This window comes from Rhodanobacter koreensis, assembly GCF_054782855.1.
This window is the reverse complement of sequence record NZ_BAAGRR010000001.1, coordinates 183,915-199,006: the sequence shown is the minus strand read 5'-3', so window position 1 is coordinate 199,006 and position 15,092 is coordinate 183,915. Positions and strand designations below refer to the sequence as shown.

Here is a 15,092-nt window from a genome sequence, read left to right as displayed (position 1 = left end):
CGGCATGCCTGCTTCGTGCGGCGTGGAGGGCGAAACGTCAGAGCTGCCCGATCACCAACTGCACTAGCAGGCTGCTGACCGACACTGCGGCCCACACACCCAGCCCCAGCAGAATCGGCCGAACGCCGGTCGAGGCCATCCGGCGCAGGTTCGCCGACAGGCCGATCGCGGTCAGCGCCACGACGATCAGGAATTCCGCCGCGGTATGAATCGCCGGCTGTATGGCTGCGGGGATGAGCCCCGCGGTACGGATCGCCGAGGCGACCAGGAACCACAGGATGAACCAGGGGAAGATGCTGGCCAGGCTGAAATGACCGACGCTGCCTTCCTGCCGGTGCCTGCGCTTTTCGCGTGCGGCGACCACGAAGGCCAGCACCAGGCAAACCGGAATGATCAGGGTGGCGCGGGTCAGCTTGACGATGGTGGCGTAGTCGCCGGCCGCATGGCTGTAGCTGTAGCCGGCAGCGACCACGGACGAGGTGTCGTTGATTGCGGTGCCGGCCCACAGGCCGAAGCCCATGTCCGACATGTGCATCAGATGGCCGAGCAGGGGAAACAGCAGTACCGCGACCAGGTTGAACAGGAAGATGGTGGAGATCGCGAACGCGGTGTCGTGATCGTCAGGCCGGATGATCGGCGTCACTGCCGCGATCGCCGAGCCACCGCAGATCGCGGTGCCCACGCCGATAAGGATCTTCAGCTTGTCGTGCACACCCAGCCAGCGCCCGAGCAGCCACGCGGCGAGAAACGCCACGGTCATCGTCACCAGGGTCACCGACAACGATTCGAGACCGGTCTTCGCCACCTGGCTGAGGCTGAGTCCGAACCCCAGCGCGATGATCGACCACTGCAGCACCTGCTTGCCGGCGAACGCGATACCCGGGCTGTAGCGTTCACCGGGCGCCAGCAGGTTGCGTACGATAATGCCCAGCACGATGCCGATCACCGGGCCGCCGATCAGCGGCAGCTCCCGCCCCAGCAGCATGGCCGCGAGGCCGATTGCGACTGCCAGCACCAGGCCAGGCATGCGGCTGCGCAATGTGGGGCGGGTGAGGTTGGCGATGGCTGACGCGTTCATGCATGGCTCCTGCAGTTGCGCCATTGTCCGCGTCCACATCAATCAGGAAAATTTGGAATATCTGATCAGATGTATAAGATAGGCTGATGATCAACATCAGTCCGCGCCAGCTTGAGGTGTTCGTGCAGATCGCATTGCACGGCAGCGTACGTGCCGCCGCCGAGCGGCTGCACCTGACCCAGCCAGCCGCCAGCATGGCGCTGGCGGAAATGGAGCGGCAGCTGGATGCGCCGGTGTTCGCGCGTGAACGCGGCCGTCTGCGGTTGAATGCGCGTGGTCGCGAGCTGCTGCCGCTGGCGCAGGAACTGCTGGAACGGCATGCGGAATTCGGCCGGCGCGGCAGCGAGGACGGCTCGGCGCTGGGCGGCGAGCTGCGCATCGGTGCCAGCAACACGGTCGGCAATTACCGCGTCGACGAACTGCTCGGCGCGTTCGTGCGGGCCCATTCGCAGGTGGCGATCCGCCTGCGCGTGGCGAATACCGAGACGATTGCGGCGGGCGTGCTCGATCACAGCCTGGACATCGGCTGTGTCGAAGGGCCGGTGACACACCCTCTGCTGGAAGTGTTGCCGTGGCGCGACGACCTGCTGGTGGTGTGCGCGCCACCGGAGCATCCGCTGGCGCGCAAGCGCAGCCTGAAGCCGGCGGATTTCGCCGGTGCGCGCTGGGTGTTGCGTGAGCCTGGCTCGGCCACGCGCGCGATCAGCGAGCGCGTGCTGGCGCAGCTGCCGCCGGGTGAAACCGTGCTTGAGCTCGACCAGATCGAGGCGATCAAGCAGGTCGTGGTCGCCGGGCTCGGCATCGCCTGTCTGCCTGCCGTGGCAGTTACCGATGCGCTGGCGACGGGACGACTGAAGGCGCTGAAGACCCCGTTCCTGGATCTGCAGCGCAAGCTCTCGCTGTTGCTGCATCGGCAGAAGTACCGTGGTGCCTTGCTGGACGCCTTTCTCGGCAGCACCAGTTTTGGTCGTTGAGCCGGTTCATCGCCGCTTGCCTTCGGCAGGCCGTCCATGGCCTGCGAAACCCCTGAATGTTCGCCTGGAATCTCCTGCAGGCTTGATTCGCGGAGGATCTACTGCTTCGCCGCCACAAACGACATCGTGGTTCCACGCAGCTTGTCGTTGACGACGATGTCCATCGTCCTGCCGTCGTCGGCGACGGTCATTTTCGAGACGCTGATCACCTTGCCGTCGCGCTTGTCGGTTTCCTCCACGCTGTTCTTGTCGAGCTTTCTTATCGAGACACTGGTGGTGCCCGGATCACCCTTGTAAGGCGCATCCGTACCATCCGTCCTGGCGGTGTAGGACTGGCCTGTCGGGCTGGTCATGCTCAGGTTGCCACCGTCGACCTTGTAGGTGAAGGTCAACCCGTTATCCGAGACATTGCCGTAGCTCGTCGTTCGCCAGGAACCGGAAATGGCATGTGCTCCCTTGGGGCCTGTGGCCACGCGGGTCATGCTACCTTTCCCGGTCACCGGGTCGGAGTTGGTATTGCTGCTGTCGGTGAATTCGAAGGCTGCGGTTTTCCCGTCCGCGGCAACCGTCATGGTTGATGTTGCGACGACCTTGCCGTTCCGCTTGTCGGTTTCCTGGATGGAGTGATCGTCGACGACCCTGATCGCCACCGTGTCGAAATACGGATGCCCGGTGACCTTCTGGTCCGTGCCATCCGCCTTGACGCCAATGGCTGGCACACATGTCTTGCAGTCGTACATGCCGTTCTGCAGCAACAGGACGTCAGGCTTCTTCGGTGTGTGCACCTTGCTCAGGTCGACCTTCCAGGTGCCGTCGAAAGCATTCTGCGCCATGGCCGGTGTGGGTATCAGCCACGCCACCAGCAACCCTCCAAGCAACCCGGCGAGCAGCAACTTCTTCATGATGGATCCTCCCCAGAACCATTGATCGGATGCGTGTGATCTGCAGAGTGAGCGTGCTGAAAATCCAGCCGATCCGCATCTGCACGCAGGTCCTTCCCCCAGTCGCCTACAATGCGCCGGGACATGTAAAAGGCACCGAAACAATTCGTGACTAATTGGGGATGGCTGTTGCGGGGACTCGCGGATCTGCCGGCCGGCCGAATCAGGCCGGGGCCGACGCGCCCATGATCTCGTTCAGTAGTGCCTCGGCCTGTTCATGCGTATGCGCACGCAGCAGCCGGGCGGCGTGGTGGCGCAGGTGTGCATGATCCAGCGTGGCGAGGCGGTCACGCACCTGCAGAATCTGGCCGGGGTGCATGCTGAACTCGTGCAGGCCCAGCATCAGCAGCAGGGCGGTGAAGTTCACGTCGCCGGCGATCTCGCCGCACAGGCTCACCGGTTTCTTCGCACGGCGACCGGCGCTGATCACATGTGAGAGCAGCCGCAGCAGCGCCGGCTGCAGCGGGTTGTAGATGTTCTCCAGCGCATCGTTGCCGCGGTCGGCGGCGAGCACGTACTGGGCGAGGTCGTTGGTGCCAATCGCGAGGAAGTCGGCATGCTCCAGCAGGGCGCGCACGTTGATCGCCGCGGCCGGCACTTCGATCATCGCGCCCAGCGGCAGTTTCTCCGGCAGATCGATGTTCTCGCGCTTCAGTTCCTGCCGGGCCAGCTTGAACAGCGTGCGCACTGCGATGAGCTCGTCCGGCTGGGTCACCATCGGCACCAGCACGCGCACCGGGCCGTAGCAGGCAGCGCGCAGGATCGCGCGGATCTGGGTGGAGAACACCGCCGGGTAGCGTAGCGACAGGCGCACGCCACGCACGCCCAGCGCGGGATTGTCCTCGCCACGCAGCACCAGCCCGGCAGCGTCGGCCTTGTCGGCACCGAGATCCAGCGTGCGGATCGTCACCGGCAGACCGCCCATGCCCATTACCAGGTCGCGGTAGGCGATGAACTGCTCGTCTTCCGACGGCAAACCCTTGTGCTTGAGGAACAGGAACTCGGTGCGGTACAGGCCAACGCCATCCGCGCCGCGCGCGCGCGCATTGGCCACGTCGGCCGGGGTTTCGGCGTTGGCGTACAGGCAGATTTCGACATCGTCGCGGGTGCGCGTGGGTGCGTTCGCCAGCTTGGCCAGGCGGCGGCCCTCGATCGCCGCCTCGCGCTGCCAGGCGCGATAGCGCGACAGGTCCTGCGCGGTGGGATGCACTACCGCCTCGCCGCGCTCGGCATCGAGCAGGATCAGGTCGTCGTCGTGGATATTGGAGAGCGCATCGCGGGTGCCGACCAGCATCGGCAGGCCGAGGCTGCGCGCGAGGATGGCGCTGTGCGAATACGGGCTACCTGAGCTGCCGACCACGCCGAGCAGGCCGTTGCCGGCCAGCTGCGCCATGTCGGCCGGCGCAATGCTGTCGGCGATCAGGATCTCGCCCACACGCGCGGCCAGCTTGCGTTCTTCCGGACTGGTCTGCCGCTGCAGAGCGGAAATCACCCGGTTGATCACCTGCTCGACATCCTCCTTGCGGCTGCGCAGATAGGGATCGTCCATCGCCTCGAACACGGCGGACAGGCGATCGCGCTGTTTCTTCAGCGCGGCGCCGGGCCGGTAGTGGCCGATCCGCACCAGGTCATCCAGTCCGCGCAGCAGCTCCGCGTCGTCCAGCAGCAGGCTGTGTGCGTCGATGAACTCGTTGACCTCGCGGGCGAGCGCGCCATGCAGTTTGCCGCGCAGTTCGCGCAGCTCCTGCCGTGCCGTATCCAGCGCCCGGTGCAGATGCTCGATCTCGGCCTCGATCTCGTCCTCGGCCAGTGGTCTCGTGTCGACGGTGTAACGGCTGGGCTGCACCAGTCGGGCCCGTCCCAGCGCCATGCCGTGGGCGGCGATCGTGCCATTGAGCACGTGCCTCATGCACGCCACCACTCATGCCGGATCGACATGGTCGGGTGGATCGACGGCTTGGCAGACGCATTGCCCATTCAGGCTCCTTCGTCGAACTTGCGATTGAACAGTTCAACCACGGCGGTCAGCGCCGACTGTTCGTCCGGGCCATCGGTGCGGATGGTCAGCGGTGTGCCGAGGCCTGCAGCCAGCATCATCACGCCCATGATGCTTTGCGCATTGATCTCGCGGCCCTTGCTGACCAGCCATACGGTGGATTTGAAACCCTGCACGAGCTGCACCAGTTTGGCCGAGGCGCGGGCGTGCAGGCCGAGCTTGTTGGAAACGACGATTTCTTGTTCAAGCATGATCTATGAAGATTCCCCCGCGGCCACCGCTGGCCGCAATCTCGGCGAGTTCGTCCAGTGGTTTTTCCGCATAGTTGAGTACGCGCAGCAGCATCGGCAGGTTGAGCCCGGAGACGCAGCGCAGATGCACGCCCAGCGCGCCGAGCGAAAGCCCGATATTGCACGGCGTGGCACCGTAGAGATCGGCCAGCACCAGTACTCCGTCCCCTTGGTCCAGCTCGCGCGCATGACGTACGGTGAGCGTGCGCATCACGTCCGGATCGGACTGCGGCGGAATTTCCACCGCAGCCACCTGCAGCGGCAGTTTCGGCATCACGTGATGCGCGGCGGAGATCAGTGCCTGGCCGACTGCCTCGTGGGTCATCAACATCACGCCGACGCTCATGACTGGCTGTCCGTGACATATGCAAGCGGCATGGTCTTCACTCCAGCTCGCGGTGGAAGGTAAGCACGCCTTCGCGAAGGGCGCGGTAATGGGCGGCGAGCTTCTCGACCAGGTAGACCGAGCGATGCCGGCCACCGGTGCAACCGACCGAGATGGTCACGTAGCTGCGGTCGTCCTGTTCGAAGCGCGGCAACCATGCATCCAGCCAGCGTGCAGTATCGGCAAAGTATTCGGCGACCAGTGGTTCGGCGTCGAGGAATTCACGCACGGGTGCATCCTTGCCCGACAGCGGACGCAGGTGCGCGTGCCAGTGGGGGTTCGGCAGGCAGCGGGCATCGAACACGAAATCCGCATCCAGCGGCAGCCCGCGACGGAACGCGAACGACTGGAACATCAGGGTGAGCCCTTCGGTTGCCTGGGCGTAGCCGGTGGCCACGAGGCGTCGCAACTGGTGCACGTTCAGTTCGCTGGAATCGATCACTTTTTCCGCAATCGCCATCAACGGGCGCAGCAGCCGGCGTTCCTCGACGATCGCATCGGCCAGCGACACGCCACGCGTGGCCAGCGGATGGCGGCGGCGGGTTTCGGAGTAACGCTTGATCAGCACCGCATCGCTGCAATCCAGGAAGATCAGGTGCACCTGCACGCCGGCACCGGCGAGTTCCGACAGCACGGTCGGCATGTGCGCGAAGTCCGTGCCGCGATTGCGCACGTCCACGCCGACCGCAATGCGCCGGTGCTTGCTGTGGCCTTCGATCACCGCGTTGACCAGCTGCGGCAGCAATGCGGAGGGCAGGTTGTCGACGCAGTAGAACTCCAGGTCCTCCAGCGCACGCAGCGCCACCGTCTTGCCGCCGCCGGACATGCCGGTGAGCACGATCAGGTGGATCTCGCTCGGATCGACCAGTGGATTGAGCAGGGGCGTGCTGTTCTCGTTCATGGGTTCACCACGGCGGCAACCGGCGCAGCTGATGTGCCTGCCGGTCGATGAAGGTTTGTGCCGGATCGATGCCCTTGCTCTTCAGTGCGTGGCTGCGCACGGCGGCCTCGACCAGCACGGCAAGATTGCGTCCCGGCGCCACCGGGATGGTGATCATCGGCACCGGCACGTCGAAGATCTCGCGATGGCCGATGTCGCCGGTGAGCCGGGTCAGCGCATCGGTCTCCTCGCCGTCGCGCATGGGCTTGAGGTGGATCACCAGACGCAGGTATTTCGATGGCTTGACCGACATGTGGCCGAACATCTCGCGCACGTTGAGCACGCCCAGGCCGCGCACTTCCAGCAGGTCCTGCAGCAGTTCGGGACAGGTGCCGTCGATCACGTCCGGAGCGATCAGGGTGAACTCGGTGGCGTCGTCCGCGACCAGCCGGTGGCCGCGACTGATCAGTTCCAGCGCCAGTTCGCTCTTGCCGGAACCGGCTTCGCCGGTGATCAGCACGCCGATCGAGAACACCTCCAGGAACACCCCGTGCAGGGTGGTCTTTGCCGCCAGCATGCGGGCGAGATGGTATTGCAGGTAGGTCAGCAACTCGTGGCCGCGCTTGGGGCTGATCCACAACGGCGTGTTGGTTTCCTCGGCGACCTCGCGCAAGTCGGCCGGTACCGTCTGGTCCTTGGTCACGATCAGCGCCACCGGCTGGTAGGCGGCGATCTTGTGCATCACTTCCCAGCGCTGGCGCGAATCCAGCGCATCAAGGAAGTTCAGCTCCTCGGTGCCGATGATCTGGATCTTGTTCGGATAGATGACGTTGAGGTAGCCGATCAGGGAGGGCCGGCGCGACTGTGCCGCGCCTGGCTCGATCACGCGCGTTTCCCCGCGCATGCCGGACAGCCAGCGCAGGGCCATGCGTTCGTGGACGCCATCGTAGAGTTGTCGCGCGCTGATCCGATCCAAGCCAAGTCCCTTGCGTCGCATGGTGGGCCCGGCGGGCTGCTGCGACGACATGACCATTGTGCCAGCTTGGGCGGATATGCGCCTTTGAAACGAAGGCGGCCCGCCGGAGGGCGGGCCGCGGGAAGGATCAGCCGTACTGGCGCGCTTCGCGCGCTTCGTGCTGATGTTTGTCGCTGACTTTCTCGCGATGCTTGCGTAACTGGTTGACCAGCTTGTCGAACAGGATGTCGATGGAGGCGTACATGTCGGCCTCGGCGGCTTCGGCATGCAGGGTGGCACCGGTGACGCCCAGCGTGCCCTCGGCACATTGCCGGAGCTTGTCGACCGACAGCACGATGGCGAGACTGATCAGTTTGTCGTCGAGGCGCGTGAGGCGGTCGAGCTTGGCGGTGGCGTGGTCGCGCAGGGCCGGGGTGACTTCAATCTGCTGGCCGCTGAGTTGGAATTGCATGGGGCGCCTCCTCTGGTGGTGCAGTGCCGCGTTTCGCGGCGGGTTTGACGTACCGTGGCCGGCGTGGCGGCGGTACATCGTCAATCATTCTCTCTCTAAGGTATGGGAACGCTTTCCCGGTAACCAAGTTCCCGCATCGACTTTTCGTGCGGATCAGCCGGCACGCTGTCGTTCGCTGGAACTGGGAATGCGCAAGCCCTCACGATATTTGGCGACGGTTCGCCGGGCGACCTGGATGCCCTTGCGTTGCAACTCCTCGGCGATCGCCTGGTCGGACAGTGGTCTGCGCGCATCCTCGGCGTCGACCAGCTTGCGCAACATGGCCTGGATGGCGGTGGCCGAGGCGCTGCCGCCGTCCTCGGTGGAAACCCCGCTGGAAAAGAAGTATTTCAGCTCGAACGTACCGCGCGGGGTATGGATGTACTTGCGGGTGGTGACACGTGAAATGGTTGATTCGTGCATGCCCACCTCTTCGGCCACCTCGCGCAACACCAGGGGGTGCATCGCCTCGGGGCCGTACTCGAGGAAGGCGCTCTGCCGGTGCACGATGGCCTCGGCGACCTTGAGCAGGGTTTCGGCGCGCGATTCCAGGCTCTTGATCAGCCAGCGCGCCTCCTGCAACTGGCCGCGCATCCAGCTGGCGTCCTCGCCGCGCGCCTGCGCGATCAGGCCGCAGTAGTGCTGGTTGAGTCCTAGCCTTGGCTGCGCATCCGGGTTCAGGCTGACCCGCCAGCGGCTGCCGTCGCGCAGCGCGTAGACATCCGGCGCGACATATTCCACCGGAGTGGCATCGAGGGCAGCGCCGGGGCGAGGATCAAGACTGCGGATCAGCACGGCGGCGGCGGCCACGTCGTCCTCGTTGGCGCGTAGGCGCCGCGCCAGCCGTGCGATGTCGTTGCGCGCAAGCAGTTCCAGTTCGCTGTCGACGATGCGCAGGGCCAGCTCGCACTGCGGCGTGTCAGGGTCGAACTGCTCCAGCTGCACACGCAGGCAGTCACGCAGATCCAGGCTGCCCACGCCGGCGGGGTCGAAACCCTGCAACCGCCGGCGCACGGCGTCGATCTCGTCGAGGCCGACCTTCAGGTCGGCAGGCAGTACGGCCAGCACCGCCTCGATACCCTCGGACAGGTAACCGGCGGCATCCAGCGAGTCGATCAGCACGGTGGCGATCAGATGCTGGCGCGGGTTGAACGAGGCCAGGTTGAGCTGCCACAGCAGGTGTTGCTGCAGGGTTTCGGGAGCGGCGTTCTGCGGCTCGAAATCGTCGTCGCCACGCGAGCCGGGACTGCCGCTGCTGCCGATACTGCTGCTGGAAAAATCGATCGGCGATTCGGCGGCGACGCCATCGGCCCATTCGGTGCTGTCATCGCCGTCGTTCTGGCTGCTGCCGGCGGAGGCGACGCTTTCGGCGCTCGGGTATTCGCTTTCGGCGCTTTCGCGATCGACCGCTTCCTCGTCCTCGACCTCTTCGGCGAATTCGAGCAGCGGGTTGCCTTCGGCGATCTGGCGCAGCTCGGCTTCCAGTTCCAGCTGTGACAGTTGCAGCAAGCGGATCGCCTGCTGCAGTTGCGGCGTCAGGGTCAACTGCTGGTGGAGGCGAAACTGCAGTGCGGGTTTCATGCCGGCCGGATCGAAGGAACTCGCGGCCATCCTAGCGCTTGCCCGCAGACGCGGCCATAGCCCGCAAGCAAGAGTGCCGTGTAACCGCGCACCGAAGGGTTAGAGACGGAATTCGCGACCCAGATAGACCTCGCGCACCTTCTCGTCGGCGAGGATGTGGGCAGGGGTGCCACGGGACAGCACCTCGCCGTCGTTCAGGATGTAGGCGCGGTCGCAGATGCCCAGCGTCTCGCGCACATTGTGATCGGTGATCAGCACGCCGATGCCGCGCTCCTTCAGGTGCCGTACGATGCGCTGGATCTCGCCGACCGAGATCGGGTCGACACCGGCGAACGGTTCGTCCAGCAGCATGTAGCGCGGCTGTGCCGCCAGCGCGCGGGCGATTTCCACGCGGCGGCGCTCGCCGCCGGACAGGCTGATGCCTTTCTGGTCGGCGATGTGGCCGATCTTCAGTTCGTCCAGCAGGCTTTCCAGTTCGCTGCTGCGCTGCTGTTCGCTGAGACCGTCGCGCAGCTCCAGCACCGCCAGGATGTTGTCGGCCACGCTGAGCCGGCGGAATACCGAGGCTTCCTGTGGCAGGTAGCCGATGCCGAGCTTGGCGCGCGCATGCATCGGCAGGCCGGTGATGTCCTGCTTGTCCAGCTTGATGCTGCCGGCGTCAGCTTCGATCAGCCCGACCACCATGTAGAAACAGGTGGTCTTGCCGGCACCGTTGGGACCGAGCAGGCCAACCACTTCACCTTCGCGGATCGAGAAGGCAAAGTCCCGTACCACCATGCGTGCCTTGAAACTTTTCTGCAGACCTTCGGCGGATAGCATGGGTTACGGCTGTCCATGAGTGATGGACGGGGCGCCAGGGGCTGGTGCGGCCGGGGCACTCGTCGCCGGAGCCGGTTTGGCCGTGGTCGACGTAGTGGCTGGTGCGGGAGTGGCGCCTGCAGCTGGCTTGGCCGGCGCAGCCGGTTTGGCTGTGGCGGGCTGTGGCTTGGGGAGGATGATCATGTGCACGAGGCCGTCGCCGCTGCTGCTGCCGGTCATGTAGCTGGTCTGGGTGTTGTATGTCAGCTTGTCGCCGTGCGCCTCGCCACGACCCTGCTGATGCACCACGGCGTTGGTGGTGAGCACGGCGATACCGTTGATGTTGTCGTAGTCGAGTGTCAGGGCATCACCGGTCATCAGGTTGCCGTTGTCATCGATCTGTTCGATGTGCGCCGGATTGCCGGTGATCACGATGCGGCTGATCTGCTGATCGGCGTCCATGTAGACGAGCGCCTTGTCGCCGGTGGCCTTGAGCGTGCCCTGGGTGACGACTACCTTGCCGGTGAGCGTGGTGATGGTGTTCGGGCTGTAGAAGCCGTCGGTGTGCACGGCAACGACGTTCATCGGTTTCTGGCGATCATCTTTCCGCGCGAGTGCCGGTTGCAGCGCGAGCAGACTGAGCAGCAGCAGGCCGAACCGGAGCCGGCTTGGGCGTGCGTGGCGGGAAGGTGATGTGGGAGGCATCGAGCAGCTCCAGATGATTGTCGTTGAGGTTGGCACGCATGCCGATTCCGCTCATTGTACGTTCGCCCTGCACGATATGCGCCGGCTGGGCGGTTTCCATACGGTCCTCTTTCGGCCATGCGGTGACCTCGGAGGTATGCATTGTGGTTTCCGGCTGCACTACGCCTTGCTTGTCGGTGAATGCGGGGCGGTGTATGTAAACCGGCCCCTGCAGCTTGAGCAGGGTGCCTGGCTTGTTCACCCAGCCGTATAGCGATTCACCGTCCCAGTCCGGGACGCCGGGCTGCTTGGCGGGCATCTGGAACGTGGGCGAATTGAGGTACAGCGATTCGTCGCCCTCGCGCCGTTCTAGGTGCGGCGACTGCACTCGCAGGCCGGGCTGGCCGTCGACGTTGTATTCGGTCACGCGGGCGTTGATCAGCGTATAGCCGGAGCGCGGCGGCCCGACAAAATCATGGGTTGCCGGCGGCGGCCCCATCCACCACAACAGGAACTGGAGGGCTCCCGCGGCGAGCGCGATCACGATGATCGCGGCCGGCAGGCGCCGGTCGCGCAGCCAGAGCCACAGTTTCACTGCCAGCGCTCCCGCTCGGCGGCGCTCTTGCCCTGTGCGTGCAGGATCAGGTCGCATACCTCGCGTGCGGCGCCCCTGCCACCCTTCCTGAGGGTGCGCCAGTGTGCCTGTTCGGCGACCCACGGGTGCGCGTCTGCTACCGCCACAGCCAGACCGGCAATCCGCATCGGCGGCAGGTCGGGCAGGTCGTCGCCGGTGAAGGCGGCCTGTTCCGGCGTGAGATGCAGGGCGTCGAGCAGCTCCAGCAGGCAACCCCGCTTGTCGTTCTGGCCTTGATAGACGTGGGCGATATCCAGCTCCTCGGCGCGCAGCGCAACCGGGTGGCTGATCCGTGCGGTGATCAGGGCCACCTGTACGCCGTTGGCCTGGAGCTGTTTCAGGCCGAGTCCGTCATGCACGTGGAATACCTTGGCCTCGTGGCCGTCCTCGCCGTACCACAGGCGCCCGTCGGTCAGGGTGCCGTCCACGTCGAACACGGCCACGCGAATCCGGGCGGCGCGATTGAGGATGTCGGCGGGGAGGTCAGCCAGATACATGGGCTTGGTGGGCTCGTGCGGGAAGGTATGGAAGGGAACGCGTGATCAGACCACACGTGCACGGAGCAGATCATGAATGTTCAGCGCGCCGACCACGCGCTGCTCGTCATCGACCACCAGCAGCGCATGGATCTGGTGCTTCTCCATCAGCTGGGCAGCCTCGGCAGCGAGTTTGTCGGCACCGATCGTCTTCGGGCCACGGGTCATCAGGTCGGCTACGGTGGCACCCCGCAGATCGACGCCCTCGTCGTCCAGCGCACGGCGCAGATCGCCATCGGTGAATACGCCGAGCAGATGCTGTTCGGCGTCGATCACTGCGGTCATGCCGAGATGCTTGCGGGTCATCTCGACCAGGGCGGCAGTCAGGCTGGCGTCCGGCGACACCCTGGGCACGTCGTCGCCGCTATGCATCACATCGCTGATGTGCAGCAGCAGGCGGCGGCCAAGGCTGCCGGCCGGGTGCGAACGGGCGAAATCGTCCGAGGTGAAGCCGCGCGCCTCCAGCAGTGCGATCGCCAGCGCGTCGCCCAGCACCAGCGCGACGGTGGTGCTGGTGGTTGGTGCCAGGCCCAGCGGGCAGGCCTCGCTGGAGATGCTGCCATCCAGATGCACGTCGGCCTGGGTCGCCAGCGAGGAGCTTGGCTTGCCGGTGATCGCGATCAGCGGGATACCCTGCCGCTTGATCACCGGCAGGATGAACAGCAGCTCATCGGTTTCGCCGGAATAGGACAGTGCCAGCACCACGTCCTGCGGCAGGATCATGCCGAGGTCGCCGTGGCTGGCTTCGCCCGGGTGCACGAAGAATGCCGGGGTGCCGGTGGAGGCCAGGGTGGCGGCGATCTTGCGCGCCACATGCCCGGACTTGCCCATCCCGCTGACCACCACGCGGCCCTTGCAGGCCAGGATCAGCCTGCAGGCCTCGACAAAGTCGGTTCCGATCCGCGGCCCCAGCGCCTGCACCGCCTCCGCTTCGGTGGCGATCACCGCGCGTGCACTGCGGGCGATGGCGTCCGGGTTCAGGTCGATCGGAGTGGCTGGTGCGATGCGTGCGTTCATGGGGGCTCGGGTAGGAAGGCTGATGCCGGAATCGCCGGGGCGACGGAGCATCGGATCATGTCGATCTGCTGCCACTGTCGTTTCTGTGCCAGCGGATTTCCATTACCATGGCATATTCGCATTTTAACGTCATAAGTCCGCGCGTTGGATTCGGCAAGCGCCCGAATCCGTGCCGTGTCGACCCAGGCTCACGCATGGAACACCCCCGATGGACCCAGCCAGCATCCAGGCAATGATCGAAAACGGCCTGCCCGGAGCGCAGGTCGAGGTCAGTGGTGCGGATGGCGTCCATTTCGAGGCTACCGTGGTGGCCAGCCAGTTTGCCGGCAAGTTGCCGCTGGCGCGACATCGGCTGGTCTACGCCACGCTGGGCGACTTGATGGGAGGCGCAATCCATGCGCTGGCGTTGAAAACCCTGACACCCGAGGAAGCTGTAGCGCGCCGAGGGTGATCTCCGCTCGAATTGAAAAGTCCGGCATGGATGCCGGTTCTTCTTTGCGCTCATGGAGGGGCGCACAAGTCTAGGAAAACGATGGCCAAGATCCTGATCAGTGGCGGCATGCCACTCCACGGCGAGGTCGGCATTTCCGGCGCCAAGAACGCCGTACTGCCGATTCTTGCCGGCTGCCTGCTGGCCGACGAACCGGTCAGCATCGGCAACGTGCCGCATCTGCACGACGTCACCACCTTCATCGAGCTGTTGGGCCAGATGGGCGTGCAGCTGGTGCTGGACGACCGCATGAAGATGCATGTCGATCCGCGCACCACCAGCACCTGCATCGCGCCGTACGATCTGGTGCGCACGATGCGCGCCTCGATCCTGGTGCTGGGCCCGCTGGTGGCGCGTTTCGGTCAGGCCGAGGTCTCGCTGCCGGGTGGCTGCGCGATCGGTTCGCGCCCGGTCGACCAGCACATCCGCGGCCTGCAGGCGCTGGGCGCCGACATCACGGTCGAGAACGGCTATATCAAGGCGAAGGCTGCGCGGCTGAAGGGCGCGCGCATCGTGATGGACATGGTCACCGTCACCGGCACCGAGAACATCATGATGGCGGCGACCCTGGCACAGGGCACCACGGTGATCGAGAACGCCGCGCAGGAGCCCGAGGTGGTCGATCTGGCGCACTGCCTGATCGCGATGGGCGCGCAGATCGAAGGTGCCGGCACCTCGACCATGGTGATCCATGGCGTCGAGCGCCTGCACGGCGCCGAATATGAAGTGCTGCCCGATCGCATCGAGACCGGCACCTTCCTGGTCGGCGCGGCGATGACCGGCGGCAAGGTGCGTGCCCGCCGCGCCCGTGCCGACACGCTGGACGCGGTGCTGGCCAAGCTGGAGGAATCCGGCGCGCATATTTCGACCGGCGACGACTGGATCGAGCTGGACATGGGCGGTCGCCGACCGAAGGCAGTCAACATCAGCACGGCACCGTATCCGGCGTTTCCGACCGACATGCAGGCGCAGTTCACGGCGCTCAACTGCGTCGCCGAAGGTACCGGCGTGGTGACCGAAACGGTGTTCGAGAACCGTTTCATGCACGCGCAGGAATTGCAGCGGCTCGGCGCGGACATCCGGCTCGAAGGCAATACCGCCGTGATCCAGGGTGTGCAGCAAATGAGTGGTGCGCCGATCATGGCCACTGACCTGCGCGCCTCGGCTTGCCTGGTGCTGGCCGGCCTGGTGGCCAAGGGTGACACCATCGTCGACCGTGTCTATCACATCGACCGCGGCTACGAGAACATCGAAGAGAAGCTCGGTGTCCTCGGCGCGAAGATCCGTCGTTTGCCGAACTGAGGCGGCATCACCGTAAGTTCCGGCACAGGTGGTGTGCGCA

At 65.3% G+C, this 15,092-nt stretch carries 17 protein-coding genes; 3 read left to right on the top strand and 14 right to left on the bottom strand.

Going from position 1 to position 15,092, the window contains the following annotated elements:
- Positions 1-37 precede the first annotated feature (37 nt).
- The gene (locus ACYVKM_RS00925) at positions 38-1,078 is read right to left on the bottom strand and encodes a YeiH family protein (protein ID WP_460875109.1); all 1,041 of its coding nucleotides are present in this window, start codon (positions 1,076-1,078) and stop codon (positions 38-40) included.
- Positions 1,079-1,164: 86 nt separating this feature from the next.
- On the opposite strand from ACYVKM_RS00925, the gene ACYVKM_RS00920 reads away from it, so the two are divergent.
- Complete coding sequence (locus tag ACYVKM_RS00920; protein WP_460875108.1) at positions 1,165-2,052, top strand: LysR family transcriptional regulator; 888 nt, start codon at positions 1,165-1,167, stop codon at positions 2,050-2,052.
- A gap of 98 nt (positions 2,053-2,150) precedes the next feature.
- Here the strand turns inward: ACYVKM_RS00920 and ACYVKM_RS00915 are convergent, their stop codons facing one another.
- The 13 genes from ACYVKM_RS00915 to ACYVKM_RS00855 all read right to left on the bottom strand — a co-directional run bounded on the left by ACYVKM_RS00915 (position 2,151) and on the right by ACYVKM_RS00855 (position 13,260).
- Entirely contained in the window at positions 2,151-2,954 is an 804-nt protein-coding gene (locus ACYVKM_RS00915) for a hypothetical protein (protein WP_460875107.1), read from the bottom strand.
- 202 nt (positions 2,955-3,156) lie between these two features.
- Positions 3,157-4,902 carry a phosphoenolpyruvate--protein phosphotransferase gene (gene ptsP / locus ACYVKM_RS00910; protein WP_460875106.1) on the bottom strand — a complete coding sequence of 582 codons (1,746 nt, stop codon included), beginning with the start codon at positions 4,900-4,902 and terminating at the stop codon, positions 3,157-3,159.
- Between the two features lie 68 nt (positions 4,903-4,970).
- Positions 4,971-5,240 (bottom strand): HPr family phosphocarrier protein, encoded by a 270-nt coding sequence (locus ACYVKM_RS00905; RefSeq protein WP_460875105.1) that lies wholly within the window; start codon positions 5,238-5,240, stop codon positions 4,971-4,973.
- A complete protein-coding gene (locus tag ACYVKM_RS00900; protein WP_460875104.1) occupies positions 5,233-5,625 on the bottom strand; it encodes a PTS sugar transporter subunit IIA in 393 nt (130 codons plus the stop codon). The genes ACYVKM_RS00905 and ACYVKM_RS00900 overlap by 8 nt, the downstream gene beginning before the upstream one ends.
- Before the next feature lie 37 nt (positions 5,626-5,662).
- On the bottom strand, positions 5,663-6,565 hold the full coding sequence (rapZ, locus tag ACYVKM_RS00895) for an RNase adapter RapZ (RefSeq protein WP_460875103.1): 903 nt from the start codon (positions 6,563-6,565) through the stop codon (positions 5,663-5,665).
- 4 nt (positions 6,566-6,569) lie between these two features.
- Positions 6,570-7,541, bottom strand: a complete 972-nt coding sequence (hprK, locus tag ACYVKM_RS00890; RefSeq protein WP_460876476.1) for an HPr(Ser) kinase/phosphatase — start codon at positions 7,539-7,541, stop codon at positions 6,570-6,572.
- Between the two features lie 106 nt (positions 7,542-7,647).
- On the bottom strand, positions 7,648-7,971 hold the full coding sequence (gene hpf, locus ACYVKM_RS00885) for a ribosome hibernation-promoting factor, HPF/YfiA family (protein ID WP_460875102.1): 324 nt from the start codon (positions 7,969-7,971) through the stop codon (positions 7,648-7,650).
- 153 nt (positions 7,972-8,124) lie between these two features.
- On the bottom strand, positions 8,125-9,591 hold the full coding sequence (locus ACYVKM_RS00880) for an RNA polymerase factor sigma-54 (protein WP_460875101.1): 1,467 nt from the start codon (positions 9,589-9,591) through the stop codon (positions 8,125-8,127).
- A 99-nt stretch (positions 9,592-9,690) separates the two neighbouring features.
- Positions 9,691-10,410, bottom strand: a complete 720-nt coding sequence (gene lptB / locus ACYVKM_RS00875; RefSeq protein ID WP_460875100.1) for an LPS export ABC transporter ATP-binding protein — start codon at positions 10,408-10,410, stop codon at positions 9,691-9,693.
- A 3-nt stretch (positions 10,411-10,413) separates the two neighbouring features.
- Positions 10,414-10,974, bottom strand: coding sequence for a lipopolysaccharide transport periplasmic protein LptA (gene lptA, locus ACYVKM_RS00870; protein WP_460875099.1), 561 nt, complete (start codon positions 10,972-10,974; stop codon positions 10,414-10,416).
- A gap of 13 nt (positions 10,975-10,987) precedes the next feature.
- Entirely contained in the window at positions 10,988-11,668 is a 681-nt protein-coding gene (gene lptC / locus ACYVKM_RS00865; RefSeq protein WP_460875098.1) for an LPS export ABC transporter periplasmic protein LptC, read from the bottom strand.
- Complete coding sequence (locus tag ACYVKM_RS00860; RefSeq protein WP_460875097.1) at positions 11,665-12,204, bottom strand: KdsC family phosphatase; 540 nt, start codon at positions 12,202-12,204, stop codon at positions 11,665-11,667. Before ACYVKM_RS00860 ends, lptC begins: the two co-directional genes overlap by 4 nt.
- Before the next feature lie 45 nt (positions 12,205-12,249).
- Positions 12,250-13,260 carry a KpsF/GutQ family sugar-phosphate isomerase gene (locus tag ACYVKM_RS00855; protein WP_460875096.1) on the bottom strand — a complete coding sequence of 337 codons (1,011 nt, stop codon included), beginning with the start codon at positions 13,258-13,260 and terminating at the stop codon, positions 12,250-12,252.
- Between the two features lie 208 nt (positions 13,261-13,468).
- Between ACYVKM_RS00855 and ACYVKM_RS00850 the strand changes: the two genes are divergently transcribed.
- Positions 13,469-13,711, top strand: a complete 243-nt coding sequence (locus ACYVKM_RS00850) for a BolA family protein (RefSeq protein ID WP_460875095.1) — start codon at positions 13,469-13,471, stop codon at positions 13,709-13,711.
- Positions 13,712-13,792: 81 nt separating this feature from the next.
- Positions 13,793-15,052 (top strand): UDP-N-acetylglucosamine 1-carboxyvinyltransferase, encoded by a 1,260-nt coding sequence (murA, locus tag ACYVKM_RS00845; RefSeq protein WP_460875094.1) that lies wholly within the window; start codon positions 13,793-13,795, stop codon positions 15,050-15,052.
- Positions 15,053-15,092: the final 40 nt, after the last annotated feature.

What these genes read in the sequence shown, in the direction of transcription:
- ptsP (WP_460875106.1), bottom strand. Translation starts at nt 4,902, where the DNA reads ATGAGGCACGTGCTCAATGGCACGATCGCCGCCCACGGCATGGCGCTG.
- ACYVKM_RS00880 (WP_460875101.1), bottom strand. Translation starts at nt 9,591, where the DNA reads ATGAAACCCGCACTGCAGTTTCGCCTCCACCAGCAGTTGACCCTGACG.
- ACYVKM_RS00905 (WP_460875105.1), bottom strand. Translation starts at nt 5,240, where the DNA reads ATGCTTGAACAAGAAATCGTCGTTTCCAACAAGCTCGGCCTGCACGCC.
- ACYVKM_RS00915 (WP_460875107.1), bottom strand. Translation starts at nt 2,954, where the DNA reads ATGAAGAAGTTGCTGCTCGCCGGGTTGCTTGGAGGGTTGCTGGTGGCG.
- murA (WP_460875094.1), top strand. Translation starts at nt 13,793, where the DNA reads ATGGCCAAGATCCTGATCAGTGGCGGCATGCCACTCCACGGCGAGGTC.
- lptB (WP_460875100.1), bottom strand. Translation starts at nt 10,410, where the DNA reads ATGCTATCCGCCGAAGGTCTGCAGAAAAGTTTCAAGGCACGCATGGTG.
- ACYVKM_RS00900 (WP_460875104.1), bottom strand. Translation starts at nt 5,625, where the DNA reads ATGAGCGTCGGCGTGATGTTGATGACCCACGAGGCAGTCGGCCAGGCA.
- hpf (WP_460875102.1), bottom strand. Translation starts at nt 7,971, where the DNA reads ATGCAATTCCAACTCAGCGGCCAGCAGATTGAAGTCACCCCGGCCCTG.
- ACYVKM_RS00860 (WP_460875097.1), bottom strand. Translation starts at nt 12,204, where the DNA reads ATGTATCTGGCTGACCTCCCCGCCGACATCCTCAATCGCGCCGCCCGG.
- ACYVKM_RS00925 (WP_460875109.1), bottom strand. Translation starts at nt 1,078, where the DNA reads ATGAACGCGTCAGCCATCGCCAACCTCACCCGCCCCACATTGCGCAGC.
- ACYVKM_RS00850 (WP_460875095.1), top strand. Translation starts at nt 13,469, where the DNA reads ATGGACCCAGCCAGCATCCAGGCAATGATCGAAAACGGCCTGCCCGGA.
- hprK (WP_460876476.1), bottom strand. Translation starts at nt 7,541, where the DNA reads ATGCGACGCAAGGGACTTGGCTTGGATCGGATCAGCGCGCGACAACTC.
- ACYVKM_RS00855 (WP_460875096.1), bottom strand. Translation starts at nt 13,260, where the DNA reads ATGAACGCACGCATCGCACCAGCCACTCCGATCGACCTGAACCCGGAC.
- rapZ (WP_460875103.1), bottom strand. Translation starts at nt 6,565, where the DNA reads ATGAACGAGAACAGCACGCCCCTGCTCAATCCACTGGTCGATCCGAGC.
- ACYVKM_RS00920 (WP_460875108.1), top strand. Translation starts at nt 1,165, where the DNA reads ATGATCAACATCAGTCCGCGCCAGCTTGAGGTGTTCGTGCAGATCGCA.
- lptA (WP_460875099.1), bottom strand. Translation starts at nt 10,974, where the DNA reads ATGAACGTCGTTGCCGTGCACACCGACGGCTTCTACAGCCCGAACACC.